The sequence below is a fragment of the Pseudoalteromonas sp. RW-H-Ap-1 genome (genome assembly GCF_048318575.1).
Taxonomy (GTDB): Bacteria; Pseudomonadota; Gammaproteobacteria; order Enterobacterales; family Alteromonadaceae; genus Pseudoalteromonas.
On sequence record NZ_CP166996.1, the window covers coordinates 58,436 to 84,125 of the forward strand.

Annotated in this window: 23 protein-coding genes and 1 riboswitch; of the genes, 11 read left to right on the top strand and 12 right to left on the bottom strand. The window is 41.3% G+C overall.

The genetic code is table 11. From position 1 onward, the window contains the following. The first annotated feature begins 344 nt into the window (after window positions 1–344). Window positions 345–2,168, top strand: a complete 1,824-nt coding sequence (gene typA / locus AB8618_RS00295; protein ID WP_010392008.1) for a translational GTPase TypA — start codon at window positions 345–347, stop codon at window positions 2,166–2,168. Between the two features lie 299 nt (window positions 2,169–2,467). Here the strand turns inward: typA and AB8618_RS00300 are convergent, their stop codons facing one another. From AB8618_RS00300 to AB8618_RS00315, 4 genes are all read right to left on the bottom strand, one after another. Beyond that, on the bottom strand, window positions 2,468–3,196 hold the full coding sequence (locus AB8618_RS00300; protein WP_413401095.1) for a CBM9 family sugar-binding protein: 729 nt from the start codon (window positions 3,194–3,196) through the stop codon (window positions 2,468–2,470). Window positions 3,197–3,273: 77 nt separating this feature from the next. Beyond that, entirely contained in the window at window positions 3,274–3,699 is a 426-nt protein-coding gene (locus tag AB8618_RS00305) for a BLUF domain-containing protein (protein ID WP_413401096.1), read from the bottom strand. Window positions 3,700–3,772: 73 nt separating this feature from the next. Beyond that, window positions 3,773–4,864: an MBL fold metallo-hydrolase gene (locus AB8618_RS00310; RefSeq protein WP_413401097.1), complete on the bottom strand. Its 1,092-nt coding sequence runs from the start codon at window positions 4,862–4,864 to the stop codon at window positions 3,773–3,775. A gap of 130 nt (window positions 4,865–4,994) precedes the next feature. After that, on the bottom strand, window positions 4,995–5,651 hold the full coding sequence (locus tag AB8618_RS00315) for a DUF2959 domain-containing protein (protein WP_413401098.1): 657 nt from the start codon (window positions 5,649–5,651) through the stop codon (window positions 4,995–4,997). Between the two features lie 86 nt (window positions 5,652–5,737). On the opposite strand from AB8618_RS00315, the gene AB8618_RS00320 reads away from it, so the two are divergent. Both AB8618_RS00320 and dtd read left to right on the top strand, forming a co-directional pair. Beyond that, on the top strand, window positions 5,738–6,619 hold the full coding sequence (locus tag AB8618_RS00320) for a virulence factor BrkB family protein (protein WP_413401099.1): 882 nt from the start codon (window positions 5,738–5,740) through the stop codon (window positions 6,617–6,619). Continuing rightward, window positions 6,620–7,057, top strand: a complete 438-nt coding sequence (dtd, locus tag AB8618_RS00325) for a D-aminoacyl-tRNA deacylase (protein WP_010392023.1) — start codon at window positions 6,620–6,622, stop codon at window positions 7,055–7,057. Here dtd and AB8618_RS00330 read toward each other — a convergent pair. Beyond that, window positions 7,054–7,800 (bottom strand): spermidine synthase, encoded by a 747-nt coding sequence (locus AB8618_RS00330; protein ID WP_409424391.1) that lies wholly within the window; start codon window positions 7,798–7,800, stop codon window positions 7,054–7,056. The two genes, dtd and AB8618_RS00330, sit on opposite strands and share 4 nt — an antisense overlap. A gap of 123 nt (window positions 7,801–7,923) precedes the next feature. Between AB8618_RS00330 and AB8618_RS00335 the strand changes: the two genes are divergently transcribed. Further along, complete coding sequence (locus AB8618_RS00335) at window positions 7,924–8,817, top strand: bifunctional GNAT family N-acetyltransferase/hotdog fold thioesterase (protein ID WP_010392028.1); 894 nt, start codon at window positions 7,924–7,926, stop codon at window positions 8,815–8,817. A gap of 54 nt (window positions 8,818–8,871) precedes the next feature. Here AB8618_RS00335 and AB8618_RS00340 read toward each other — a convergent pair whose 3' ends face one another. The 5 genes from AB8618_RS00340 to dapA form a co-directional block, all read right to left on the bottom strand. Then, the gene (locus AB8618_RS00340) at window positions 8,872–9,903 is read right to left on the bottom strand and encodes a phospholipase A (RefSeq protein ID WP_055012465.1); all 1,032 of its coding nucleotides are present in this window, start codon (window positions 9,901–9,903) and stop codon (window positions 8,872–8,874) included. 184 nt (window positions 9,904–10,087) lie between these two features. After that, window positions 10,088–11,209 carry a succinylglutamate desuccinylase/aspartoacylase family protein gene (locus AB8618_RS00345; RefSeq protein WP_413401100.1) on the bottom strand — a complete coding sequence of 374 codons (1,122 nt, stop codon included), beginning with the start codon at window positions 11,207–11,209 and terminating at the stop codon, window positions 10,088–10,090. 5 nt (window positions 11,210–11,214) lie between these two features. Then, a complete protein-coding gene (locus tag AB8618_RS00350; RefSeq protein WP_413401101.1) occupies window positions 11,215–12,420 on the bottom strand; it encodes a PLP-dependent decarboxylase in 1,206 nt (401 codons plus the stop codon). Then, window positions 12,420–13,160, bottom strand: a complete 741-nt coding sequence (locus tag AB8618_RS00355) for a 2,3,4,5-tetrahydropyridine-2,6-dicarboxylate N-succinyltransferase (protein WP_109875684.1) — start codon at window positions 13,158–13,160, stop codon at window positions 12,420–12,422. The genes AB8618_RS00350 and AB8618_RS00355 overlap by 1 nt, the downstream gene beginning before the upstream one ends. Before the next feature lie 15 nt (window positions 13,161–13,175). Further along, complete coding sequence (gene dapA / locus AB8618_RS00360) at window positions 13,176–14,060, bottom strand: 4-hydroxy-tetrahydrodipicolinate synthase (RefSeq protein ID WP_413401102.1); 885 nt, start codon at window positions 14,058–14,060, stop codon at window positions 13,176–13,178. Window positions 14,061–14,187: 127 nt separating this feature from the next. Next, window positions 14,188–14,367: riboswitch (Lysine riboswitch) on the bottom strand. Between the two features lie 187 nt (window positions 14,368–14,554). On the opposite strand from dapA, the gene AB8618_RS00365 reads away from it, so the two are divergent. From AB8618_RS00365 to AB8618_RS00390, 6 genes are all read left to right on the top strand, one after another. Further along, a complete protein-coding gene (locus AB8618_RS00365; protein ID WP_055012467.1) occupies window positions 14,555–15,253 on the top strand; it encodes a DNA-3-methyladenine glycosylase I in 699 nt (232 codons plus the stop codon). 8 nt (window positions 15,254–15,261) lie between these two features. Next, a complete protein-coding gene (locus AB8618_RS00370) occupies window positions 15,262–16,671 on the top strand; it encodes a protein adenylyltransferase SelO (protein ID WP_413401103.1) in 1,410 nt (469 codons plus the stop codon). A 321-nt stretch (window positions 16,672–16,992) separates the two neighbouring features. After that, window positions 16,993–18,054, top strand: coding sequence for an OmpA family protein (locus AB8618_RS00375; protein ID WP_413401104.1), 1,062 nt, complete (start codon window positions 16,993–16,995; stop codon window positions 18,052–18,054). 252 nt (window positions 18,055–18,306) lie between these two features. Next, a complete protein-coding gene (gene acnB / locus AB8618_RS00380; protein WP_418157349.1) occupies window positions 18,307–20,901 on the top strand; it encodes a bifunctional aconitate hydratase 2/2-methylisocitrate dehydratase in 2,595 nt (864 codons plus the stop codon). Between the two features lie 199 nt (window positions 20,902–21,100). Continuing rightward, window positions 21,101–21,733 carry a 2OG-Fe dioxygenase family protein gene (locus AB8618_RS00385; RefSeq protein WP_138606691.1) on the top strand — a complete coding sequence of 211 codons (633 nt, stop codon included), beginning with the start codon at window positions 21,101–21,103 and terminating at the stop codon, window positions 21,731–21,733. A 10-nt stretch (window positions 21,734–21,743) separates the two neighbouring features. Further along, a complete protein-coding gene (locus tag AB8618_RS00390; RefSeq protein WP_413401105.1) occupies window positions 21,744–22,979 on the top strand; it encodes a cysteine desulfurase-like protein in 1,236 nt (411 codons plus the stop codon). A 71-nt stretch (window positions 22,980–23,050) separates the two neighbouring features. Here the strand turns inward: AB8618_RS00390 and AB8618_RS00395 are convergent, their stop codons facing one another. Next, window positions 23,051–23,755 (bottom strand): 2OG-Fe(II) oxygenase, encoded by a 705-nt coding sequence (locus tag AB8618_RS00395; RefSeq protein ID WP_413401106.1) that lies wholly within the window; start codon window positions 23,753–23,755, stop codon window positions 23,051–23,053. Between the two features lie 30 nt (window positions 23,756–23,785). On the opposite strand from AB8618_RS00395, the gene AB8618_RS00400 reads away from it, so the two are divergent. After that, complete coding sequence (locus AB8618_RS00400; protein WP_413401107.1) at window positions 23,786–24,184, top strand: acyl-CoA thioesterase; 399 nt, start codon at window positions 23,786–23,788, stop codon at window positions 24,182–24,184. Here AB8618_RS00400 and glpD read toward each other — a convergent pair. Continuing rightward, complete coding sequence (gene glpD, locus AB8618_RS00405) at window positions 24,181–25,683, bottom strand: glycerol-3-phosphate dehydrogenase (RefSeq protein WP_409424405.1); 1,503 nt, start codon at window positions 25,681–25,683, stop codon at window positions 24,181–24,183. The two genes, AB8618_RS00400 and glpD, sit on opposite strands and share 4 nt — an antisense overlap. Window positions 25,684–25,690: the final 7 nt, after the last annotated feature.

Consider the following 25,690-nt stretch of genomic DNA (forward strand, 5'->3'; position numbering starts at 1 on the left):
ATAGTGCAACATTTACAGAGTCATAATTGCTTGCAAATTAATCACCCTAGACTAACACACAGAAATTGCAAAATACGCATTAAAGTCGCTTTAAATTAACTCAAAACCACCTTTTTAGATAAATTTATAAAAATTAATCATCAAAATTAATTATTTTAAAACAAAGGGTTATTCATTTTATTGAGAAAGTTTGAAATTTTATTTTGGATAAACTTTCATCCATTCCATTTATAGGGGATAATATGCGCCCTTTTAAATCCTATGCTGGGACATCTCGTGAAAGCGCAGGTGAGAACGTATAGCCCCTGCAGGATCAATGAGATTCAATTTCTCTGAGTGAACATATGAGTATCGAAAAGTTAAGAAATATAGCAATTATCGCCCACGTTGACCACGGTAAAACAACACTGGTTGATAAACTACTTGAGCAATCAGGTACATTAGAAACACGCGGCGGTAATGAAGAGCGCGTGATGGATTCAAACGACATTGAAAAAGAACGTGGTATTACCATTTTAGCGAAAAACACCGCTATATCTTGGAATGATTACCATATCAATATCGTAGATACTCCTGGACACGCCGACTTCGGTGGTGAAGTTGAACGCGTACTTTCGATGGCTGACTCAGTACTACTACTTGTTGACGCTCAAGAAGGCCCAATGCCACAAACGCGTTTCGTAACGCAAAAGGCATTCGCGCAAGGCTTAAAGCCAATCGTTGTTATCAATAAAATTGATAAGCCAGGTGCTCGCCCTGATTGGGTTATGGATCAAATCTTTGATTTATTCGACAACCTAGGCGCAACTGATGAGCAGTTAGATTTTAAAGTAATCTACGCATCAGCAATCAATGGTTGGGCTACATTAGATTTAGACGAAGCATCAGATAACATGGAACCTATGTTCAAGATGATCGTTGACGAAGTATCACCACCGGATGCAGATCCTGAAGGTGACTTCCAAATGCAGATTTCACAGCTTGATTACAACTCTTATAAAGGTGTAATTGGTATTGGTCGTATTAAACGTGGTTCTGTTGCACCTAACCAACAAGTTACGGTTATCAGTGCAGACGGTACGACTCGTAACGGTAAGATTGGTTCAGTACAAAGCTACTTAGGCCTTGAACGTATTGAAACTGATAAAGCTTACGCTGGTAACATCGTAACAGTAACAGGTTTAGGCGAGCTTAAGATTTCAGATACGCTTTGTTGTCCTAACAACGTTGAAGCATTACCACCACTAAGTGTTGATGAGCCAACAGTAACAATGACGTTCTCTGTAAACAACTCTCCTTTCTGTGGTAAAGAAGGTAAGTTTGTAACATCACGTAATATTCGTGAGCGTTTAGACAAAGAACTAGTGCATAACGTAGCACTTCGTGTTGCAGATACAGATAACCCAGATAGCTTCCGTGTATCTGGCCGTGGTGAGTTACACCTAGGTATATTAATCGAGAACATGCGTCGTGAAGGTTACGAGCTAGCTGTTTCTCGTCCAGAAGTAATCTTACGTACTGTTGATGGTGTGTTAGAAGAACCGTATGAAACACTAACTATTGACTGTGAAGAAGAGCATCAAGGTTCTATCATGGAGCAAATTGGTCTTCGTAAAGGTGAACTTACTGACATGGCACCAGATGGTAAAGGCCGTATGCGTATGGACTTTATGATCCCAAGCCGTGGTTTAATCGGTTTCCAAACTGAGTTCATGACATTAACATCGGGTTCTGGTTTACTTTACCATACGTTCGACCACTACGGTCCGCACAAAGGTGGCGAGCTAGGTGTTCGTAAGAACGGCGTAATGATTGCTAACGCAACAGGTAAAGCACTTACTAACGCATTATTTAACTTACAAGAGCGCGGCCGTTTATTTATCGGTCACGGTGTTGAAGTTTATGAAGGTATGGTTATCGGTATTCATAGCCGTGATAACGACCTTACAGTTAACGCGCTTAAAGGTAAGCAACTTACTAACGTTCGTGCATCTGGTACAGATGAAGCACAAACACTAACACCAGCACTTAACTATTCACTTGAGCAAGCGCTTGAGTTTATTGCTGATGATGAGTTAGTAGAAGTTACACCTGAGAACATTCGTATTCGTAAGCGTCATTTAACTGAAAATGAGCGTAAACGTGCGGGTCGTGCTCCTAAGTCATAATCTATTAATTTAGAATAATGATTTTAAAAGCCGCTGTATTGCAAAATACAGCGGCTTTTTTGTTTTTAAAGTAAGAGAAGCTTTCAGTTTTTAGTTATCAGTATTGATCGCTAAAAGCGCAGCGCCTCTTACCCTCTTTGTAAAAAATTCACTTAAAAATATTTACACAAAGAGAAGAGAATGAGAAGTAAAAGAGGCAGGGCTTAAAGCAGCCGGTAATGCAAAGCTTCAATGTTTGTTAGCAGGGTATTTTTTCGTTGGGTTTCGCTGCGCTCAACCCAACCTACGCGCCAACTTTTTCACTTTTTCGGTAGTAAGGTGATTTTGCCAAACACGTCGGCATCAATATAGCCGAGGTTGCGGCTGCCGTTAACAGGCTGTACTTCGTGGGAACCCATAAAGTGCTCGCGCACTTCACTGCCATCGTTATCGCAGTAGGCGAGCATAAAACCAATAACTTGTTTTTCAGTTAATTTAAGCGGTGTATTTTGCGCGCCTTGTTGGAAATTATTTGGGTAGAGTTTTATTGCCACTTCCCAAGTGATGTTATAGGGCGCAGTGGTATTGCGTTTCCAGTTACTAACTAAATGGTCGGTATATAAATGCCCTTTTTTATCAGGCCCATAATCGGCAGCTTGGTTATCAAGGCCAATGTGATAAGCAAATGCTGTATGGTTAAATTGGTGATTACCACCCGATGCGTCACTATCAATAAAAACTTCGAGGGCATCATCATCCCAATATTTTACCGTTGGATCTGGGTGCGTATCAATTAGTACATCATCAGCAATATCGGCTTGCAAATATAAGTAGTTTTTATCCCATAAAAGACGATAGCGACCTTTAAAGTCAACATCTGATGAGGGAAGTGTACCATCCATTAGGTGTGGCATAGGATGCCAAGTGGCGCTATCCCATGCACTTTCAGAAACACCATCAATAACAATGGCTGTTGGTGTATGACTAACGTCAATAGCCATGAGTGGGTGGCTAAGTAGTAAACTAAAAGCGAGTAGTGTTTTTTTCATTAATCATCTCATCAACTAAGGGTGATTTAGCTTGACTTAAATAGCAATCAAAAACAATCTCATAGTCTATTTTTATATTAACTGACTGTGCTTGCTATACAGTCTTTTAATGTCAGCATTAATAAATGCGCACTTTCTCCAGACATTTTAAAAGGATTAAAATCAATAGAGCCTGAAAACTTGAGATTCAGTGATTCGGTTAACTTAGATTGCGGTACATAGCCCATTGACCATTTTTCAAACTCTCTTTCGGGAAGCTGGGTATAGTTGAGCATAATTACATTATGGTGACGCTTGTCGTTTAATATTTGTTGATAGGTGTTATTTACTGCCGTTCTAGAACCTTCCAGACATTGTAAAAAGTAATCATTGCTAAAACATAACATGCCGGTGACGTTTGTTTTTACATTATAGGTTCTAGCACTTTGTAAAATATTTTCTATATCTTCAGGCCCAAAATCACTACTTATTTTGCTGGCGTAAATAAGTCGTACAAGAAACATAAAACCTCCTCACTGTTTAGTTAATTAAACATAGTTCAGCAGGGAAGTTATTACTAATATTATGCTAGCTTGATTATAACGCGATGCTTTCACCTTCATTTAAAATATGTAGAGGTATTTTCGAGTCCATTTTTTTGTGCATATACAATAAACGCAGTAAGGCTGAATGACTAGTGTGGTCGCCCATTTTCCAACTTGAGTTACCATAACCCCAAGGTATCATTATTTTACAGTTAAGCTCTTGTGCTGCTGTTAGAGCGTCTTCAGGGGTTGTATGTACGTAACGATACCATTTAGGGTTATCTTCGCTGTAGTAAGAAGCTATAGGTATTAAGCACACATCAATATTGCCATATTTTTGCTGTATATCGCTGAAGTGTTTTGAATAGCCAGTGTCGCCTGCAAAAAATAAGGAGCTGCCATTTTGTTCAAGTAGCCAGCCATTCCATAAGTCTTTATCGTTGTCTTCATAAATAAAGGGTACTAATACACGGCTGCTAAAGTGATGAGCAGGCAAGGCATGGATAGCTAAATCGCCAATATTTGTTTTTGCATACCACGCCATTTCACTAATATTAAACCCGCCTGTAGGGAAGTTGTCGGCCATGCCTAGTGGTGTTAAGTAGCGAGGTTGATTACCGAGCTCTTCTATATCTGCTTTATTAAAATGATCGTAATGAATATGCGAGTACATCACAGCGTCTAAGTTTTTTAGCTCACTATCTGTGAGCCAATCGCCGGGTTGTCGGTAAAACCCAGAGGCTAGCCTAAATGCTAAATCTACAGGTGAGTCAAACTGCTCTTTTACAGGATCGAGTAACACTTGCTGTCCGTTAGGCGTGCGGATCATAAACCCAGCATGTCCCAGCCAGCGTAAGCTAAAGCCTGTATTTAAATTCATAGGCTGTTGCTCACCAATAAATTGGCAGTTTTCGCTGTCTTTTTCGCATTGTAGTTTTGGGCTAGTTGGATAGCAGTTGCTTTCACAGGTAGTCGGGTAAGTTTTTTCCCCGGGGTAGAGGTTATGAAAGCGTCCTTCTCGCTCGCCATCTTTATGTAGCGGGGTAATGGTTTGCTCCCCTGCAATAACTTCAACATGGTTAGCTGTTTGGCAGGCGCTGAGCATTGTGCATGCAAGTATTAGGGTAATAGCTTTAAACTTCATTTTACTGTTCTAATTATTATTTTGTAAAAGTATAACAACAACAGCGGATTAACGAAGAGCTTAAAGGTAACAAAAAGTAACAATAAAAAAGCCTACAATTTAGTAGGCTTATTAAACGGGTTTATAGTAATTAGCCCACGGTATTCATTTGCTCAATAAATTTATTTGAGTCTTCAATCGACTTATTCATGTCATTCATGAGTAACTGAATATCACGCTTAAGGTTAGTAAACTCACCTTTTATGGCGGCTACCGCTTGTGCGTTTAAGTTATGTTTTAAGTAAAGCACGTTATCTTGTAAAGACGATAATACTGGCTCCATTTTGCTCTCAGCGCTGCGCATTGAGCGAAGTAATTGGCTAAATTGGCGCTGTGTTGCAGCTAGTTTTTTACTGCTTTGACGCTTAAGTGAGGCGCTTTTGTATTGCTCTAACTCATCGCTCCACTCATCAAACAACGCATCAGCAACATCTTCTACTTTATTTATGTTACTTGATACTTCGTTTGCCGCCGCTAAGCTCGACTCGTAATCGTCATTAAGTTGATTGTAAGCATCTTGCAACTCACCGCCATCGAAATTAATTAAGGTAGTTAGGCGCTCGAGTGCTGATTGAAATTCTTGTTGCGACTCTTGTTGTGAGTCTTTCGTTTCTTCAACGCGATCAATAAGAATGTCACGTTTATGAACACCTACTTTTTCCATTGCCGAATAATAAGCCGACTGACAACCTGAAAGCATCAGCATTAACGAGAGTATGGCTGTCCCTAATAATGTTTGTTTTTTCATCTGAATTCCTATTTACGAGTGTTAATGCTGTAAATTATGGCCTTGATTGTTATTATAATCAAAAGCCCACCAACAAAGTTAATTGTATGAATGATAAGCTCTCCCATTATAAACAGCAAGTTAAGGCGTTTCTAAAACAGCAACCAGGCTGGTGGATGCAATATTTTAATCGCTGTATAGACGATCAAATAACCATTAATGCAGGGTATTTAGCATACGTTACTTTGTTATCGTTGGTTCCGTTGATAGCGGTGGGTGTGGCAATTTTCTCTGCTTTTCCTGGATTTGAATCGACCCGTTTAGCCATTGAAAGTTTTTTATTTACTAACTTTGTGCCCACTTCTTCCGATGTTATTAAAGAGCATATTAGCTCGTTTGCTGGTAATGCTAATCAAATGACGGCTGTTGGTATTGGCTTTTTAGCCGCTATTGCGTTGCTATTGATCCGCAATGTAGATGCCACGCTAAACCGTATTTGGCGAGTAAAGAAAAAACGCCCAATGATGATATCATTTGCTGTGTATTGGATGGTACTGAGCTTGGGACCTGTACTACTGGGTGCGAGTATTGGTGTCACCTCTTATATTGTGTCACTAGTGTCGTTCGCCGATCAGGGGATCCCTGGGTTTAGTGGTTTTTTATTAAAACTACTCCCTTATGCTATTTCTATGGCTGGTTTTATCATGCTGTATACCTTAGTGCCGAATACGCGAGTTTCATTTAGGGCCGCTATTCCTGGTGCACTGTTTGCTGCAATGTTATTTGAGTTAACCAAAAAAGGCTTTGCTTTGTACATTAGCCATTTTCCATCATACGAAGTGATTTATGGTGCGGTAGCAACCATTCCTATTTTGTTTGTATGGGTATACTTGTCGTGGGTAGTAGTGCTACTAGGTGCTGAATTTACTGTGTGTATTAACATGCAACATTACAATAAAAAAGAGCAACGAGCGGAGGATAGTGAATAAATGCAAGGACTAATTCAACGGGTAACACACGCCAACGTAGCAATAGAAAAACAGATTGTTGGTGAAATAAAACAAGGTATTGTATTACTGCTTGGTGTTGAAAAAGAAGATGATGAGCGTGTTGCTGATAAACTATTACACAAGGTCAGTAATTATCGAATTTTTAGCGATGAAAATGATAAAATGAACCTCAGTCTCAAAGATATACAAGGCGAACTATTAGTCATATCGCAATTTACACTTGCAGCTAATACCAAAAAAGGCATGCGTCCTAGTTTTTCATCGGCAGCCACACCAGACCAAGCGCAAGCATTATATAATTACTTTGTTGAGCAGGCTAAATTACTCGGTATAAAGGTAGCGACCGGTGTATTTGCAGCCGATATGCAGGTTAGTTTATGTAACGACGGTCCGGTTACCTTTAACTTAACCGCTTAAAGTGTTTTTTCAACAACCACAATGTGATTCACAAATCCGGTGATCTTTTTAATACTAACTGCTTCCCCAAACACGCGCTTAAGCACAAGTTGTAGCTGTGTAAGTTGGGAGCTATGTTGCGATAAAAAGTTAATAAATAAGATGCCCCGCTGAGCAAGCGCCTCATAAATTGTTTGATAAAAACATAAATCAAATAAGAATCTAGGGGCGTCTAGTTCACTAAATAAATCTAAAATAATCCAATCTATATTCACCACTGACTTCAAAACTGTTTGTGCATCTTCACAATAAATTTGGCCCTTTTCATTAAGGGCAAAAAAATCTTGGTAACAGTCAATTATATGAGGGTTTTTTTCTACTGAAGTTAGCTGCGCTTGAGGGTACTGTTGTAATAAGTAGTTACGTATAGCACCACCACCTAAACCGAGCTCAAGTATTTTTTTAGGCGCTGGTCGTTGCTGCCAAACCGTTGCTAAATAAGCAAGGTGAGGAAACAGTAATACTTGTGGACTCCGGGTTAAAATAACTGATTGCAAGGTGTTGTTAATAAGTAGCCAGCGCAGCTGTTGATGCTCTCGAACTTGTATATTTATGCCATGTTGATTATGCCAATAAAGTAACTGGCCTAGCGATGAACTATGCTCAATAAAGTGCCTGCTTATCAGGCCACTGCTACCATGGATATATTTATTCATGATATTGAGCATAAACCAGCAGGGGTAAAGCGCAATCGATTTTGTCATTAATTTTTTACAGTCATTTATAGGAAACCAAAGTCGTATTTGCAGTTTTACCCAGATCGAGTATGGTGTTTTTCACAAAATGCACAGCGTAATATTTTTACATTTTTAATTTATGGAGTCTGTATGTTTCAAGTGAGCACCCCTCAAAGTAGTGAAGACTGGCAAGCCTATTATCAATTACGCTGGCAAGTTTTACGTGCACCATGGGGCGAACCTCGTGGTTCTGAGCAAGACGATTTAGAGCAAGAAGCTGAACACCGCTTTATTAAAAATAAAGCAGGTGAAGTATTGGGTGTGGCGCGTTTGCACTTTAATAATCAGCAACAAGCTCAAGTACGTTATATGGCGGTTGCAGAGGGTAACCGTAATCAACATATTGGTAGCCGCTTATTACATGAGCTAGAAAAAATAGCGTGGAATCAAGATGCTGATGAATTAGTGCTGTTTGCTCGCGAACGTGCTCTGGAATTTTATCAGCGTCATGGCTACGAAAATAAAGAAAAAGCGCATTTAGCCTATGGTGATGTTCAACATTATAAAATGGTTAAGCTCAAGCCGAGTGAGCCAGGTTGGTTTCGCCACCCTAATTGGACTCAAGTACTGCAAAATACATGGCGTGAATCAATCCCTATTAGTGATGCTATGGGGATAAAAGTAGAAAGCTACACTGATTGGCAATTTACTACTCGTGCAGATTTAAATGCTAACTTAAACTTACACAACACCATGTTTGCAGGCTCTATTTACAGCCTAGCTACACTAACGGGTTGGGGAGCAACGTACTTAGCATTAAAAGAAGCCGGACTTGAGGGTAATATAGTGTTAGCCGATGCTAATATTAAATATTTAAAACCACTGAATACCGACCCTAAAGGCTGTGTTGATATTCAAACCTGTAAAGGTAACTTAATAGAGTTACAAGAGGCGGGTAAGGCGAGCTATTTAGTGCCAGTAACCATTTTTGATGGTGATCAAGTAGTTGCTCAGTTTGAAGGGCAGTTTGTGGTTAAAAAGTAATAAGAATAAACGAAAAAGCCAAGCGAGTTGCTTGGCTTTTTTTATTAGCGGTTATTACAGTAAGTCAGTCAGTAATATACCGACACCAAAGCGTTCAATATCGGCGTTATAGTCTATTAAACTCTCACCATAGCCATTAAAGTACTGCGCATAGCCGCGTACTCTTCCCCATAGAGGGAATGACCAATCAAGCTGAATTGCCCCGCGGTTATCTGAATTTAAATTATTACGAGTCATAAAACTAAATTCATGATCGTGAAAGCGATACGCGCCACCAAATTCAAAGTAACCCATGTATTTATAGATATCAGGGTTATCGTCACCTCGTGCATCTAACGGCGCAGGCTTTTCATTCTCAGGAATGCGGTACCAAGGCTTAAAGCTGAATACAAAGCCGTCATTTTCCCAAATGAAATCGGCATAAATACGGTTCCAAGAACGCGAGTTTGGCTGACTACGGCCATTAGATTGGTGTGAAATACCAATGGCTATTGCCATTTCATCGCCCCATAAAACGTTTTCAGGGTCTAAGTAATTAATCCAGAAAATTTCTGGCTCGTAATTAGTTTCTCGAAAGGGAGAAGAAATATCGTCGTTGTATACTTGCCAGTATGACTGCAGAGTAAAGCCAAAAAATATAGCTTGGTCTGAGTCGGCAAACTCATCATACAAAGGTACTTTAATTGATAACTGATATTTAGCTTCTAGGTTATCGAGAGGGTCGCCATCTTTTTTATCGGTTAATTCTGCAAATCCATCAAACGGGCGAGTGTTTGGGTTCGACATATAAGAAACCGGTAAAATATAATTACGTTTATGCGGCGTAATTACATTACGATTCTTTTTGCCAACCGCTTCACGGGCTTGGCGTTTATCGATAGCTGTTAGCTGCTTGCTTTCTTCAACTGCAGAGCATTTTTCGCGCAATTGATCGAGGGTTTGCTTACCGTCTCCACCTATCACTTCATTTAATATACATTGTTTAACCAGCTCAAGTTCATTGTTTTGCTCGTTTTTTGCTGTTTCTTCAGCAATAACAGCAGTACTTAGTAATGTTGAGAGTAGTATCCAGTGGCGCCAACTCATTATAATTCCTTTGTAAGTGAGGGAAGTAACAGATTTGTGGTGATTATAACGCATTTTTAACACGTATACGGTGAATTTGTCCTGAACTTTAATAAAGCAAAAAGAAAAGCGACCTAAGTCGCTTTTACTGGATAACTAGCTAATAGTTCGCTAGTTAGACTCTCACGCAATGAGAAGGGGTGAGCTAAAGCTCAAAAACGTTTGTAAAAAACTTATAAAGTTCAGTTCCTTGGTTCACACTAGCTGAGGCAAAATGCAATATCGCAATCGCATCAAGATCAAAGCTTAATGTTTGCAGTGGTTGTTCGCTTAGGTAGCGTTCCATTCTCAGTATTTTAGCTATAGGTTCGCCCGCTTTAATGTGCCCACCAAGAGGGGCTAAGTATTCAACCATGCCACCCATAGGTGCATAGTAAGCAATATAATCATTTAGTTGGCAGCCATACCTTGTCATCACCTTTGGCTTGTAGGAGGCATCAACAAATACTTTCTTATGATTTAAATAACTTAAAATACTATTGGCATCGTCTAGTGCAGCGCTTAAATCTATTTTTTCTTGGCTTCCTAGCTCTACCGTAAAGGCTTCAACTTGTACGTTAAAATTTCGGCCTTGCTGAGCAAGTTGCTCGCTAAGTTGCCACCATGGACAAAAGCTCGCTTCATCCATTGCCCCATCAAAGTCATTAGGGATCACTAACACATGGGGAATATTAAAGTAACGGGCACTTTCTGTGGCATATTCTGGGCAATATAAGTGCTGACTAGAAATAGGGCCGGTGTGTAAATCTAAAACAATATCAGCTTGATGCGCTAGTCTTTGTAAGTTTAGCGCTATGCGTTTACCCGTTGTTAAACGATAGTCTGGGCCATTGAGTTGCTGTTCAACGTCATTAATTAACGCGGCTTTAAACGCTGTTTTTAGAACTATATCGTCAGCGTCGCAGTATTGCTTTGCAAACTGTGATGCAAGCTGATTATTACAGTGATACATACGATTCCAATTCGTACCGGTAATAGGGTCGAATCGGCCAAGCGTAAATTCGCCTGACTTTTGATTACAGCCAATGGGGTTAGCGTAGGGAACTAAGGTAATATCACCTTTTAAATCAAGGCTTTTTAGCTGTTCAAGTAGTTGATAAATTACCGCGTTGCCTTGCACTTCGGCGCCATGCATATTAGCTTGTATATACACACTTGGGCCCGTGCCATCGCCTTTTAAACGATAAACAGGAATAGTCATTGGTAGGCCATTTGCCACTTCACCAACTACAATATTTTCCTGGCTTATAGCTGTGGTGTTATTCATCTTTTTTACCTCAAGTAGTGGCTTGCATTTTCTGCTTGGCGAATACAAATTATTTCGCCATGGTGTATAACATATTCACCGGCCAGTTCATGGCACAAAAAATACGGCATACTTTCGGTAAAACCATACGCACCGCATTGACTAAACACCAGCCAGTCATGTTCATTTAAATCGCCCGGCAATTGGTGTTCCCCTAAGCAATCTAGCGCCGTACATAAAGGTCCGTATAGGCTCATTGCTTGGTTTGCTGCGTTTGAGTCTCGTAATAAACGCGCAGGGAAATCTTGACTAGTGACCGCAGGGCGCAATAAATGATTAATGCCGCCGCTCATAATCACCTGTTGTTGGCCGTAGTTTAATTTGCGCTCAACCACAGGTGTGGCGTAGTGGCCGCATTCGCCGACAGCATAGCGACCTAGTTCCATCCACAGCTCTTTAACACCCGCATCGCGTTTAATCTTTGCAAGGGCTGCTATTAATGCATCCCAGCTTAAAGTCGGGTCATTAAGGGTGTAAGGAATACCTAAACCGCCACCTAAATCTAAAATATTCAGGTTTATATTTAAGTTATTAGTAAGGACTGTAAGTGGTGTAATCATTTGCGACCACAGATCTGCAAGTTTGTCGCTGCTGAGCATGTTACCCCACTGAAAAATATGTAGGCCATCAAAGCTCAATGCTTTGTAGTCTTTAGTATTTAGCGATTGCCATTCATCGCACCCTAAGCCAAATGGAGTAAGGCTATCACCACCAAGTGGGTTTTTATCACCCTCGGGCCAGCGTAATTGAACGCGCAGTAATACTTGCAACTGGCACTGCTGGGCATTGGCTTGTTCGTTGAGCCAACGAACTTGATTAAGACTTTCTGCCACAAAGGTGCGTACGCCACGTGCAATAAAATGTTTAATTTGTTTTGGGCTTTTAGCAGGACCCGTGTTGAGCACGCGCTCGCTGTTAATTCCTTGGGCAAGTACTTGCTCAAGTTCGCCTTTACTTGCAACATCAAAGTTAAAACCAGCGTTATCTAAACTTTGTATCACTTTAGATAGGGGATTGGCTTTAACCGCATACCAAAGCTTTACTTCGGTTTGCGCCACTAAGTGCGCAAGGTGCGCATCTAGTGAGTCGAGGTCGTAGACAAAAAATGGAGTATCGAGTTTACTCGAAAGCTCATCAATAGCGCTTTTAACGGGCGTGCTCAAAAAGGTCATTAACGTAAAACCTCTTCCAGAAGTAATGACGCGTCACTTTGCTCGTCACGGTATTTAACAATTAAGGCACACGACATACTTAGGCCTTGAGCACGTGCCCAGTCGTTTGACGCAGGGCGAGAACCAGGGATCACAATCGCGTACTCAGGGATTGCTTCACCTTTATCAAGCTGACGCTCATTAACGCAGTCATAAACAGGGATGGTTGCCGATAAGCGAACACCAGGGGCAAGTACCGCGCCTTTTTTAACTACCACGCCTTCAACAATCACACAGCCTGCACCGATGAATGCATCGTCTTCTATGACTACAGGGCTGGCACCAATGGGCTCAAGTACCCCGCCTAATTGTACCGCGGCGCTCAAATGAACATTTTTACCCACTTGCGCACATGAGCCAACCAATGCGTGGCTATCTACCATAGTGCCCTCGTCAATGAAGGCGCCAATATTTACGTACGCAGGTGGCATAATAATAGTGCCTTTGGCAACATGTGCACCTCGGCGCACACTTGAACCACCTGGCACCATGCGAACGCCTGCTGTGGCTTCAAAGCATTGCGGCGCTAGATTATGTTTATCAACAAAGCCACCAGGAAACTCCATGTTAGTGCCGTTTTTAAACGCCTCTAAAATGCCTTGTTTTACTTCTACGTTAGCGTGCCATTGGCCGTTTTCGTCTTGTGTTGCTGCGCGAACCGCGCCCGTTTCTAAATTATTTAATAGTTCTAACCAGCTCATTATAAAAACCTGTATTTAATGCCAAGATAAAATGGTGTTGTTTGCCGATGAAATGTCATCTGTGTGTGTCAGCTCAAGGTGTGTTAAAGGTGGACGTAAATACGGACTACTAATACGCCCTTGTAAATGCATTAACACTTTGACTGGGATAGGGTTTGCTACTGAAAATAAGCTATTGATAGCGCTAGACCACTGGGCAAAAAGATTAGGGTGTTGGCCGCTTAAACTGCGCTGTACAAACTCATGGGTTTGCACTGGCCATGCATTGGCTGCAACCGACACTAAACCTCTTGCACCTGCTTGGGCAAAATAAGGCATGAGGGCATCGTCACCACTAAAAATGGCTAATTCAGGCGCTGCTTGTCGATAAGCTTCAAATTGAGAAATACAGCCACTGGCCTCTTTAAGTGCCCATAAATTTTTATGTTGTTTGAGGTTTTCAATGGTTGCAATAGGAATGCTAACTGCGCTACGTCCTGGCACATTATAAAGCATACAAGGGTGAGAACTGGCATCTAGCAGGCTTTCAAACCAATGCGTTTGCCCCAGAGCGCCTGGTTTGGCGTACAAAGGCGAGCCAAGTAAAAAACCATGAATAGGCAGTTGGTTGCAGTAGTTAACCCATTCAAGCTGCTGCTTTAAGTTACTACCACCGACTGCGACCATAAGCGGGACGCTCGGCTGTAATTGGCAGACATGCTCTACGATGGCTTGCTGCTCTTTTAGGGTCAGGGCTAACCCTTCGCCAGTGCTACCAAGTAATAAAATGCCATTGTTAGCGGCTTCTTGCTCGGCTACCAAGGTATTTAAGGTTGCGTAATCAACTAGGCCATTTTGATCAAATGGGGTGATCAGCGCAGTCCATAAATGTAAATTGTTAATATTGAAGTTGTTGATCATCTCTCACGAACTTATAGGGCATTCGTCGAGTTATTGGCGGGTATTTAGGGTGCCGGACTCTTTGAATGTATTTATAATTCGAAGAGCGAATGGGCTTAATTAATAGGGCGCACGGCCTTATTATACTAAGACCAGAAGCTCTCCACCAAATATGTTATTGGTGACAGTCGCTAGGATTCAACCTAGTCGCCCGAAGTAATCTTTCACAAAAAAGTGTTACCTCTCGGCGTTAATTCCCCTCACGTATGCTCAATGGAGTTTGCGCTCCTAACATACGCTACCTGAATAACGCACCTCTTCCAGCCCTTTGCATTTGCTATTGAAAAATCAATTAGCAAATACAATGTAATAGGGTAAGTGTGGCGATTAAACCACTTTAGCCGTCTAGGTGTCAAGTGACTAAATACAGAATAGTTCATCGATAATAGCAACGGTTACGTATTGGCTGCTTTTCTCGTAAACTAGTTTCATGGTCGAAGTAAGGTATTAAGCAGATGGAAAAATTTAGCGATATTTATAAGCGTGCAGTGGAGCGAAAGGGCTCTGAAAAAATGCTTAAATTGTTACTCGAAAAACCTTTATCAACAAAGCAACTCGTCACATTAAGTGATGATGATTGGCTAGAAGAATTTACTCGGAAAGTTTTTCAAAGTGGTTTTTATTGGTCGGTGATCAACAGTAAGTGGGCCGGATTTAGAGAGGTTTTCTGGGATTTCAGTGTTGAAAAATTATTGATGATGCCACCAGACATGTTAGAACAAAAAGCCAGTGACGAACGGATTGTGCGCAATTATAAAAAAGTAAAAACCATTACTGATAATGCGTATATGATCCACGAAGTTGCAGAGCAACACGGCAGCTTTAGTCAGTTTATTGCTAACTGGCCAAGTGAGGATATTATTGGCTTGTGGGCATATTTAAAAAAGCATGGTGCAAGGCTTGGTGGTAATACCGGCCCTTATGCACTGCGCGCCTTAGGAAAAGATACTTTTTTACTTTCAAGAGATGTAGAAAGCTATTTGCGTGCACATAAAATTATAGATGGTGGATTACAAACTAAAAAGTCACTAAGTGCGGCGCAGGCATTCTTTAATGAACTGCAGCAGCAAAGCGGCTTAAGCATGCAAGAGCTAAGCTTAATTGTCGCTTATGGTGTAGGCGACAATCGCGTAGGTATCAGCCAAAAACAATAGGATTAAACATGAAATTAGTGCCAAGGTATACCGATATTGGTGAGGGGTTTGCTATTAGCGATCATCCAGCCAAGGTGACAGCGCCACAGTTATTGTTATGGAATGAGCCCTTAGCTGAGCAATTTAATATACAAGTGAATGCTGATTCTCGGGCAAATATATTCAGTGGAAATGAACCTCAAGCAGTTTCTGCAGTTGCATTAGGGTATTCGGGTCATCAGTTTGGTCATTTTTCTCCACGCTTAGGAGACGGCCGAGCGCATTTACTTGGCGCGATCAGTGATGATAAAAACCAGCTTTGGGATTTGCAATTAAAAGGCGCTGGCGCTACGCCATTCTCGCGTGGTGGAGATGGGCGCTGTGCATTAGGACCTGCTATTCGTGAGTACGTAATGAGCGAAGCAATGCATGCGCTTGGCATTCCTACTACGCGTTGTTTAGCCGTGGTTGGTAGTGGTGAAACTGTTTATCGTAACCCGCCGCAACCTGGCGCTATTGTAACGCGACTCGCGAGTAGTCATATTCGAGTTGGCTCGTTTCAATATTTAGCTACCCAAGGCGATTTGACCAGTCTAAAAAACTTAGCCGATCTAGCCATTCAAAGACATTACCCTGAAATTAACAGCACTGGCGCCCAGCGATACTTGGATTTTCTAGCCGCAGTGATAACCAATCAAGTTAACTTAGTCGTAAGTTGGATGAGGGTGGGGTTTATTCATGGGGTAATGAATACCGACAACACCTTAATTAGTGGTGAAACCATAGATTACGGTCCATGTGCCATGATGAACCAGTTTGATTTTGATACCGTGTTTAGCTCTATTGATAAGCAAGGGCGTTACGCATTTGGTAATCAGCCAAACATGGCGAGTTGGAACTGTGCTCGCTTAGCAGAGAGTCTAATGGCACTAATAAGTGACGACGATGAGCAAGCCGTAGCAATGCTGACACCTATTATTGCAGACTTTTCGACTCAGTTTAATCAGCAATTTAGTGCTATGTGGGTACAAAAGTTAGGGCTAACAGTCACTGACGATAAAGATAATGAGCTAGTGGGAGAGTTGCTAGGGTTATTAAAAGAATACCAGCTTGATTATACCAACACTTTTAATGCGTTAACTGAGTCGTTAAATGGGCAAGCTGAAATACCATCAGTACTCGCCTCTTGGGCACAGAAATGGCAAACGCGAACTAATGAGCACAGCTATCAAGTGATGCGACAAGCCAATCCGGCTGTGATTCCCCGTAATCATATTATTGAAGAGATTATTTCTCAGTTCACTACGCATGGGGATAGTGAGCTACTCAGTCGTTTTAGCAAAGTGATGTCGAGCCCTTACACAAGCAATATTCAAGCTACAGAGTTTCAACAGCCGCCTGAAGATGATAAGAATTACCGTACTTTTTGTGGTACTTAAGTGTTAATTTTTGCATTTGAAAATGAATATAAAAGGTCATTTTTTACCACGGAGATGTTCATTCATAGAGCAAACTATGAGCGGGTGATACCATGATACCCACAAAGGCCAGTAATCGTATGGGGTTTAAAGCGATTGTTTGCTTTTTGAACTAGTCTTTGTTTAGTAACATTTTTTATGGGCTAGTTTTATTATCCTAGATATTGGAAAAATATATTTGCGTTAAGTATTGATTAACAAAGGCTCAGTTACTGTATAGGTAAGTTAGAAGGGCTAGCAATGCTTAGCTACATTTTTAGTTGTTAAAATGGGAAGAAAACAATGAAATTGAAATCACTTACAATTGCCATTGCGTTAGCTGCAACTAGCGCATCAACTTTTGCTGCCGAACAAGAAGGTTTTTACATCGGTGCGTTTGGTGACTACTACGATGCTTCGTGGAAAAACATGCGTGATCAAGCTGGCCTTGACGTTAACGAGTCAACAGGTTGGGGTGCTGAATTAGGTTACCGCTTTAATGATTACTGGAGCGCGCGTTTAGAATACGCAGACTTAGACTTTAATGCACATGACAAAGTACTTAACAATCGCAACGATATTGACGGCGAACGTTACGGTATTGATGCGCTTTACCACTTTGGCGGCGGTCCTTTTTACGGTTTATTCGGTCTGAAAGATATTGATGTTGTTGATGACAACACGTTCGTAAATGCGGGTGTAGGTTACCGACACTTTGTTACAGATAACTTCTTTGTAAATGCTGAAACCAGTGTTTACCAAGGTTTAGATAAAGGCTACACAGATGTTGGCGCAAAGTTAGGTATTAACTACTTCTTTGGCCACAAATCAGCGCCAGTAGCACCAGTTGAGCCTGCTCCTGAGCCTGTAGTTGAAGCTGCAGTAGTTGCTCCTTTAGATAGTGACAACGACGGCGTGATTGATGCTAATGACAAATGCGCCAACACACCAATAACAGATGCAGTTGATAGTGACGGGTGCACTTTATACGAAGAGTCTAAAGTAACTACTAAGCTATTAGTCACTTTCCCACATGACTCAGCCATTGTTAAACAAAGATATTTTGATGATATAGCTGCGGTATCAAAATTTATGAAAGAGTATACAGATACAACTGTATTACTTGAGGGTCATGCTTCAGCAGTAGGTGATGCTGGCTACAATAAAAAGCTTTCTCAAAAGCGTGCAGACGATGTTGCCGATGAGTTAGTAAAAGATGGTATTTCAAGAGAGCGTATCAGCACGATAGGTTATGGTGAAGAGCGTCTTGTAAATAAAGCGAATACGGCAGAAGCGCATGCAGAAAACCGCCGCGTTGAAGCGCATATATCAACCGTTGAACGCGTAAAAGTTAAACGTAAATAGAACGGCTACTTTACAAAAAACCCAGCTTAGGCTGGGTTTTTTTATGGCTGCTAATAAGTATTCATGAAAGTTGACTTTATGAAATTCACTATTCATATTATTAATAATCGGTATAACTAGCTGCCTAAGTGGATGGATTTTAATCTATGCATAAAAGCTTTATAATCGAGCGTTAGAATACTATAAGTATTGGGTTATGGTTTGTTTTATAAACACTTCCGAGTACTTTCACGTCACCAAGAGGGCAATACTGTGCTACAAGAATATCGTAAACACGTAGAAGAACGTGCCGCGTTAGGTATCGTACCAGCGCCATTAGATGCTCAGCAAACGGCTGATCTTATCGAGCTAATTAAAACCCCACCGGCAGGTGAAGAAGAGTTCGTACTAGAACTATTAATCAACCGTGTACCGCCGGGTGTTGATGATGCAGCCTATATTAAAGCTGGGTTTTTAGCGGCTGTTGCTAAAGGTGAAGCCGCTTCTCCACTTCTCTCTAAAGAAAAAGCAGCTGAATTGCTAGGTACTATGCTTGGTGGCTACAATATCGCGCCTATGGTTGACTTACTTGATGACGTGGCGTTAGCGCCAATCGTAGTTAAGGGCCTTGCAAACACTTTATTAATGTTTGATGCGTTTTACGATGTAGAAGAAAAAGCAAAAGCAGGTAATAAATACGCCAAACAAATCATTGAGTCTTGGGCTGCAGCAGAATGGTTTACTAATAAGCCAGCTGTTGCTGAAAAGATATCGGTTACTGTATTTAAAGTTACTGGTGAGACAAACACTGATGACTTATCACCAGCCCCAGATGCATGGTCACGCCCTGATATTCCGCTTCATGCATTAGCGATGCTGAAAACAGAACGTGATGGTATTAATCCTGACAAAAACGGTGAAGTAGGTCCTGTCACTCAACTTGAAGAATTAAAAACTAAAGGGTTACCACTTGCTTACGTAGGTGATGTTGTTGGTACGGGATCTTCACGTAAATCTGCAACTAACTCTGTGCTTTGGTTTATGGGTGCTGATATCCCATTTGTACCAAATAAGCGCGTAGGTGGTGTCTGTTTAGGTAATAAGATTGCGCCTATTTTCTTTAATACAATGGAAGACTCGGGTGCATTACCAATCGAATTAAATGTTGATGAATTCAACATGGGTGATCAAATCGATATTTACCCTTATGAAGGTGTTGTTAAACGTCACGGTACTGATGACGTGATCTCTACATTTACACTTAAATCAGAGGTCATTCTTGATGAAGTTCGTGCTGGTGGTCGTATTCCACTGATCATTGGTCGCGGACTTACAGACAAAGCACGTACATCACTAGGTTTAGGTGCAACTGACGTATTTAAAGTACCAGCAGTTACTGAAGTGTCAGATAAAGGCTTTACGCTTGCGCAAAAAATGGTGGGTAAAGCATGTAACGTTACCGGTATTCGCCCAGGCCAATACTGTGAACCTAAAATGACCACTGTTGGCTCGCAAGATACCACCGGTCCTATGACACGTGATGAGCTTAAAGATTTAGCCTGTTTAGGTTTCTCTGCAGATTTAACAATGCAGTCTTTCTGTCATACATCGGCTTACCCTAAACCAATTGATGTAAACACGCATCATACACTTCCTGATTTCATCATGAACCGTGGTGGTGTATCGCTTCGCCCTGGTGATGGTGTAATTCACTCTTGGTTAAACCGTATGTTATTACCAGACACCGTAGGTACGGGGGATTCACATACGCGTTTCCCATTAGGTATTTCATTCCCAGCGGGTTCAGGTGCGGTCGCATTTGCAGCAGCAACGGGTGTTATGCCACTTGATATGCCTGAGTCAATATTGGTTCGTTTTAAAGGTGAAATGCAACCAGGTATTACTTTACGTGATCTTGTTCATGCCATCCCTTACTACGGTATTAAAGAAGGTCTATTAACAGTTGAGAAGAAAGGTAAAATCAACGAATTCTCTGGTCGCGTACTAGAAATTGAAGGAGTTGAGCACTTAACTGTTGAGCAAGCATTTGAACTATCAGATGCATCAGCTGAGCGTTCAGCTGCAGGTTGTACCGTTAAGCTTTCTAAAGAGTCGATCAGCGAATATCTTGAGTCTAACATTGTTATGCTCAAGTGGATGATTTCTGAAGGTTACGGCGATGTTCGTACGATTGAGCGCCGCATTACAGCAATGCAAGAATGGCTAGCTAACCCAGAACTAATGGAAGCGGACAAAGATGCAGAGTACAAGCATGTGCTTGAAATCGACTTAGCTGACATTAAAGAGCCAGTACTGTGTGCGCCAAATGACCCTGATGATGCGCGTTTACTATCTGACGTGACAGGCGAGAAAATTGATGAGGTATTCATCGGTTCTTGTATGACTAACATTGGTCACTTCCGCGCCGCGGGTAAATTACTCGATGGTTTTACAGGTCGTATCCCAACACAGCTTTGGGTTGCACCACCAACGAAGATGGACAAAGACCAGCTTACGGACGAAGGTTACTACGGTATCTTTGGTCGTGTTGGAGCACGTATTGAAACGCCTGGGTGTTCACTGTGTATGGGTAACCAAGCACGTGTTGCAGATAAAGCAACGGTTGTATCTACCTCAACACGTAATTTCCCTAACCGTTTAGGTACAGGCGCAAATGTGTTCTTAGCTTCAGCAGAGCTGGCAGCAGTAGCGGCAATTTTAGGTAAATTACCTACTCCGGCTGAGTACCAAGAATATGCAGCGAAAATCAATGCAACGGCAGCAGATACCTACCGTTACTTGAACTTCCACCGTATGCCTCAGTACACTAAAAAAGCAGACAACGTAATTATTCAGCAAGCTGTATAATTAATAGAGTTTGAATGAAAAGCCCGCTTCGGCGGGTTTTTTATCGTTTAAATTTAATTTGGATTATTCATGCTTTAATAATCTTATATTGAATTAAATTTAATTATTATTTGCTTTTGAGTTGGATAATAAAGCAAAAAATCCTCGCTATATGCATTAAAATCCCTGCCAATATTATCATTATTATAAGCAGGATTTTATGACCGCATTAAACAACCAGAATTTACTGCAACTTCGTTTTATTAACCAAGCCAACATTGATTTGGTTAAGCCTTCTTTTGATAACTTACCTGCAAATCCATATGCAGATGGTGCGTTTCGCAAACGCCGTTATTCAGTAGTTAAACTACAAAATGGTGAGCTCAACCTTCAAGCGACTAAAGCGTTTGTGCAAGACGATTCAATTAATACCTTTCAAGGTAATGTTGAACGTACTTACGAAAATTTAGAGCAAAGCTTGCTTGAGTCTGAGGGTATGAAAAATATTGTTAGCGAATTTTGTGCGATTACCGGTATTGATGCAGATCGTGATATTGAAATTCACCAATTTAGAATGCTTGCCATTGATAGCGATACGCCTGCGGCTCCTGAAGGTGTGCATCAAGACGGGTTTGACCATGTATGCGTATGTGGTGTTTCTCATGAAAATTTAGAAGGTGGTGAGCTATTGGTTTATGAAAACCAACAAGCTGAACCGTGTTTTAAAATGGAAATAAAAGACGGCATGTTCGCACTAATTAATGACCGTCAGGTATGGCATAACGCCACGCCAATGAACAAAATTGATGCCAACAAACCAGGTTACCTGGATTGTTTTGTACTAACTGCTTAAGAGAAATAAAATGAATTTAATGCAATTGCGCGCGCAATTTCCCGCTTTAATGCAAACGGTTGATGGCAAGTCACCGGTGTTTTTAGATGGACCTGGTGGCTCACAAGTACCCCAGCCGGTACTCAGTGCCATGACTGCTTATTTAGGGCATTACAATTCAAACTTGGGCGGTGCGTTTTTCTCAAGTGACAAAACGGTTGAACTGATGGCTAATGCGCGTCAAGCGGCGGCTGATTTGTTAAATGCGCCGAGTGCACAAAATATTGTGTTTGGCCCTAATATGACTAGCCTTACGTTTAGCTTCAGCCGCGCGATTTCACGCAGTTGGCAAGCAGGCGATGAAATTATTGTGACTAATGCAGATCATTTTTCAAATGTATCGTCTTGGCAGCAAGCCGCTGAAGATAAAGGTGCAGTGGTTAACACAGCGCTGATTAACGAAGCCGATTGTAGTTTAGATATGGCGCATTTTGAAAGCTTATTAAACGCTAACACTAAATTGGTTGCTGTTACGTATGCATCAAATACCACAGGCTCTATTAACGATATTAAACGCATTATAGAGCTTGCGCACAATGTCGGTGCATTGGTGTATGTTGATGCTGTGCATTATGCCCCTCATGAACTAATCGATGTGCAAGCATTAGATTGCGACTTTTTAGCGTGTTCTGCATATAAGTTTTTTGGCCCGCACTTAGGTATGGTATACGGTAAAGCTTCGCATTTAGAAGGGTTTACACCTTATAAAGTAGAGCCAGCAAAAGATGTTGCTCCAGGTCGCTGGGAAACTGGCACACAAAGTTTTGAAGCACTAGCGGGCTTTATTGCGGCGGTTGATTACATTGCGGCCATTAGCGAACTTGATGACAGTCACTCACGCCGTGAAAAACTACGTGTTGCGTTTGAAAAAACGAAACAACACGAGATGGCGCTGAGTGAATACTTTTTAACACGTCTGGTTAATTACCCGCGTATTAAATTGTTTGGTATTGATGACTTAGCACGTTTAAGTGAGCGTACTCCTACGTTTGCACTGACCTTTGAAGGGTTAGAGCCTCGCCAAGTGTCTGAATTTTTGGGTAAACAACATGTATGTGTATGGGATGGTAATTTTTACGCCCAAGGTTTATGCAAACAACTGGGTGTGCTTGATAAGGGCGGAGTAGTACGCATTGGTTGTATGCACTACAACACCCTAGAAGAAATGGACACGCTCTTTAATTTGTTTGATGAGCTACTGGGTTAAACCTTTATTTATTCAACACTTTTTAAAGCCATAAGTAAAAATTACTTATGGCTTTTTTATTGGCTAATTACCTAGCTTTGTGGCGTTCCATAAATTTGCTCTGCTCGATTAAACAAAACCCATGAGGTTAAAATATACTTATCGTTTGATACTGGCTTATTGCCTCTATGTGTATGCGTAAAATATCCTGGGGCAACCACCATGCTGCCTTTTTTAGGGGCTATTTTTTTATTTTGATAATAAAACTCGGTTTCTCCGCCTTCTTCAACATCATTTAAATAAAACATAAATAACAATACCCGATGCAGGGCTTCATTATGTTGTAACTGTGGATACACCTCACTATGCCAATACGGATAGCCCCCTTTATTGACCTCATATTTTTGTGCTTGAATATTACCGAGCCTAAAAATTTGCTGCACCAATAAAGGAAGTTGTGGTTTACCTACTTCGTCATAATTGGCATGAGTTAAATCTACCGGCTGGCCTGTTTTTGGGTGATACACTTTTAAACCAAATGCCCCAATCATCATAAAAATATGTTCTTCGATGTATTTAAAAACATACTGTGCAGTGGTTTGTTGAATATGTTTTAATTGTTCTGCGTATTCAGGATGATTGTTTAAGTGCAGGTCGTGGCTATCTTTTTTATTAAGATCAACGCCGCCCGATGTCATCCCTTGTTTAATATGCGGGCTTTGAGAAAAGGTAGAGATAAAGTTATCACAAAAGTCACTGCTGAGCGCGTTGTCATACACGCGGATAAAGTCCGTCATGAGTTACCTGTTTAATTATTATGGATTATTATGTTTACTGAAAAAGTGATGCCGCGCTTTAGCGAAACGGATGCACTCGGACACATCAACAATACCGTACTCCCTGTTTGGTTTGAAGCCGCCCGAGTACCTATTTTTAAATTTTTTACCCCTGATCTTAATCCTCACAACTGGAAGTTAATTATTGCTAAGGTTGAAGTGTCGTTTGTCGGCGAGTTATTTTATGCCCATGAAGTGACAATTAACTCCAGCATAGAGCAGATTGGTAATAGCTCATTTGTGATCCGCCAAGAAGCCTGGCAGCAAGATAAGTGTTGCGCTATTGGTAAAACGGTCATGGTGCGATACGACTTTGCCAGCAAAACGAAGCAAATGCTTTCGGCTGATGAAAAAGCCGCATTAACACAGCACTTTGTTGCAGCTAGTTAATTGCAGTTTAGCTGTGACTGAGTTAAATATTGCCCCAGGGCAATGACTTGTTTTTCAGTAAAGCGCAGTCCGAGCTTAGTTCTGCGCCACAATATATCTGCGCTGTTTTTTGCCCATTCATGGTTAACTAAGTAATCAACTTCTTGTGCATATAAACCATGACCAAAGTGATAACCTAAATCGCCGATTGCTTGGCTTTTACCTAATAATTGATAACTAAGCGTGCCATAGCTGCGAGCCATACGTTTTAAGGTGTCGATTGGCAGCAAAGGGTAGCTGCTTTCTAACTGAGCGATAAGGTATGCTTGGTTACTAAAGTCGCCACCTGGTAAAGGAGTGTCTTTCGTCCACGAGCCACTCATTTTTGGGTAAAGAGGCGCTAATTTATTAACGGCATTTTCTGCAAGCTTTCTATAGGTGGTAATTTTACCACCAAACACGCTTAATAATGGGGCGTGATCAGCTTCATTATTTAATATCAGTTTGTAATCGCGGGTGACCGCTTGGGCATCTGTTGATTTGTCATCTAATAGCGGGCGCACGCCACTAAACGTGTGCACAATATCCGCTTTGCTTATTGGCTTTTTAAAGTAATGATTAGTAATACTGATCAGGTAGTCGATTTCTTGCTCACTAATTTTTACATCAGCAATATCGCCCGAATACTCTTCATCCGTGGTGCCAATCAGTGAGTAATCTTGCTCATAAGGAATAACAAATACAATACGGTTATCCTCGTTTTGTAAAATATAGGCAACCGGCTGGCTATGAACTCGGGGCACCATAATATGACTGCCTTTCACAAGACGAATAGTATGTGGTGTGGGCTGGGTAAATACATCTTCAAATAATGATGCTACCCAAGGACCTGCGGCATTTACAACACTTTTAGCCTTTATGTTTAGGTGTTGTTTGCTGGCTTGCTGCTCTAAAATCACATCCCAATAGTTTGCGTTACAGGTAGCTTTAATACAGCGCGTGCGTGTTGTAATGGTGGCGCCCAAATTATGCGCTGCTTTTGCGTTTAAAATCACTAAACGTGCGTCATCAACCCAGCCGTCTGCGTATTCAAAGCCTTGGGTAATGCTGCTGTTAAGTACGCTATCGCTGTTAAACTCAATCGCCTTTGAAGCGGATAAAGTATTACGCTTGGCTAGGTGGTCGTAAATAAATAACCCCACACGAATCATCCATGGCGAACGCAAATGTGCTTGGTGCGGCAGTCGAAAAGACAGTGGCCACATAATATGCGGTGCTTTTTTTAACAGTACTTCACGCTCACGCAAGGCCTCTCTGACCAATCTAAATTGATAATTCTCTAAATAGCGAAGCCCGCCATGAATAAGTTTACTGCTGTTAGAAGAGGTAGCAGAGGCTAAATCGTTCTGCTCACATAAGAGTACTTTTAAGCCACGACCACTGGCATCGGCAGCAATGCCAGCGCCATTAATACCGCCGCCAATAATGAGTAAGTCATATTCGTTGTCGTGTGCGCTCATAGATTTC

What these genes read in the sequence shown, in the direction of transcription:
- AB8618_RS00330 (WP_409424391.1), bottom strand. Translation starts at nt 7,800, where the DNA reads ATGACAAAATCGATTGCGCTTTACCCCTGCTGGTTTATGCTCAATATC.
- AB8618_RS00305 (WP_413401096.1), bottom strand. Translation starts at nt 3,699, where the DNA reads ATGTTTCTTGTACGACTTATTTACGCCAGCAAAATAAGTAGTGATTTT.
- AB8618_RS00385 (WP_138606691.1), top strand. Translation starts at nt 21,101, where the DNA reads ATGACCGCATTAAACAACCAGAATTTACTGCAACTTCGTTTTATTAAC.
- glpD (WP_409424405.1), bottom strand. Translation starts at nt 25,683, where the DNA reads ATGAGCGCACACGACAACGAATATGACTTACTCATTATTGGCGGCGGT.
- dtd (WP_010392023.1), top strand. Translation starts at nt 6,620, where the DNA reads ATGCAAGGACTAATTCAACGGGTAACACACGCCAACGTAGCAATAGAA.
- AB8618_RS00350 (WP_413401101.1), bottom strand. Translation starts at nt 12,420, where the DNA reads ATGACCTTTTTGAGCACGCCCGTTAAAAGCGCTATTGATGAGCTTTCG.
- AB8618_RS00400 (WP_413401107.1), top strand. Translation starts at nt 23,786, where the DNA reads ATGTTTACTGAAAAAGTGATGCCGCGCTTTAGCGAAACGGATGCACTC.
- AB8618_RS00335 (WP_010392028.1), top strand. Translation starts at nt 7,924, where the DNA reads ATGTTTCAAGTGAGCACCCCTCAAAGTAGTGAAGACTGGCAAGCCTAT.
- AB8618_RS00390 (WP_413401105.1), top strand. Translation starts at nt 21,744, where the DNA reads ATGAATTTAATGCAATTGCGCGCGCAATTTCCCGCTTTAATGCAAACG.
- AB8618_RS00355 (WP_109875684.1), bottom strand. Translation starts at nt 13,160, where the DNA reads ATGAGCTGGTTAGAACTATTAAATAATTTAGAAACGGGCGCGGTTCGC.
- AB8618_RS00300 (WP_413401095.1), bottom strand. Translation starts at nt 3,196, where the DNA reads ATGAAAAAAACACTACTCGCTTTTAGTTTACTACTTAGCCACCCACTC.
- AB8618_RS00395 (WP_413401106.1), bottom strand. Translation starts at nt 23,755, where the DNA reads ATGACGGACTTTATCCGCGTGTATGACAACGCGCTCAGCAGTGACTTT.
- AB8618_RS00315 (WP_413401098.1), bottom strand. Translation starts at nt 5,651, where the DNA reads ATGAAAAAACAAACATTATTAGGGACAGCCATACTCTCGTTAATGCTG.
- AB8618_RS00320 (WP_413401099.1), top strand. Translation starts at nt 5,738, where the DNA reads ATGAATGATAAGCTCTCCCATTATAAACAGCAAGTTAAGGCGTTTCTA.
- typA (WP_010392008.1), top strand. Translation starts at nt 345, where the DNA reads ATGAGTATCGAAAAGTTAAGAAATATAGCAATTATCGCCCACGTTGAC.
- AB8618_RS00365 (WP_055012467.1), top strand. Translation starts at nt 14,555, where the DNA reads ATGGAAAAATTTAGCGATATTTATAAGCGTGCAGTGGAGCGAAAGGGC.
- AB8618_RS00370 (WP_413401103.1), top strand. Translation starts at nt 15,262, where the DNA reads ATGAAATTAGTGCCAAGGTATACCGATATTGGTGAGGGGTTTGCTATT.
- AB8618_RS00340 (WP_055012465.1), bottom strand. Translation starts at nt 9,903, where the DNA reads ATGAGTTGGCGCCACTGGATACTACTCTCAACATTACTAAGTACTGCT.
- AB8618_RS00375 (WP_413401104.1), top strand. Translation starts at nt 16,993, where the DNA reads ATGAAATTGAAATCACTTACAATTGCCATTGCGTTAGCTGCAACTAGC.
- AB8618_RS00345 (WP_413401100.1), bottom strand. Translation starts at nt 11,209, where the DNA reads ATGAATAACACCACAGCTATAAGCCAGGAAAATATTGTAGTTGGTGAA.
- dapA (WP_413401102.1), bottom strand. Translation starts at nt 14,060, where the DNA reads ATGATCAACAACTTCAATATTAACAATTTACATTTATGGACTGCGCTG.
- AB8618_RS00310 (WP_413401097.1), bottom strand. Translation starts at nt 4,864, where the DNA reads ATGAAGTTTAAAGCTATTACCCTAATACTTGCATGCACAATGCTCAGC.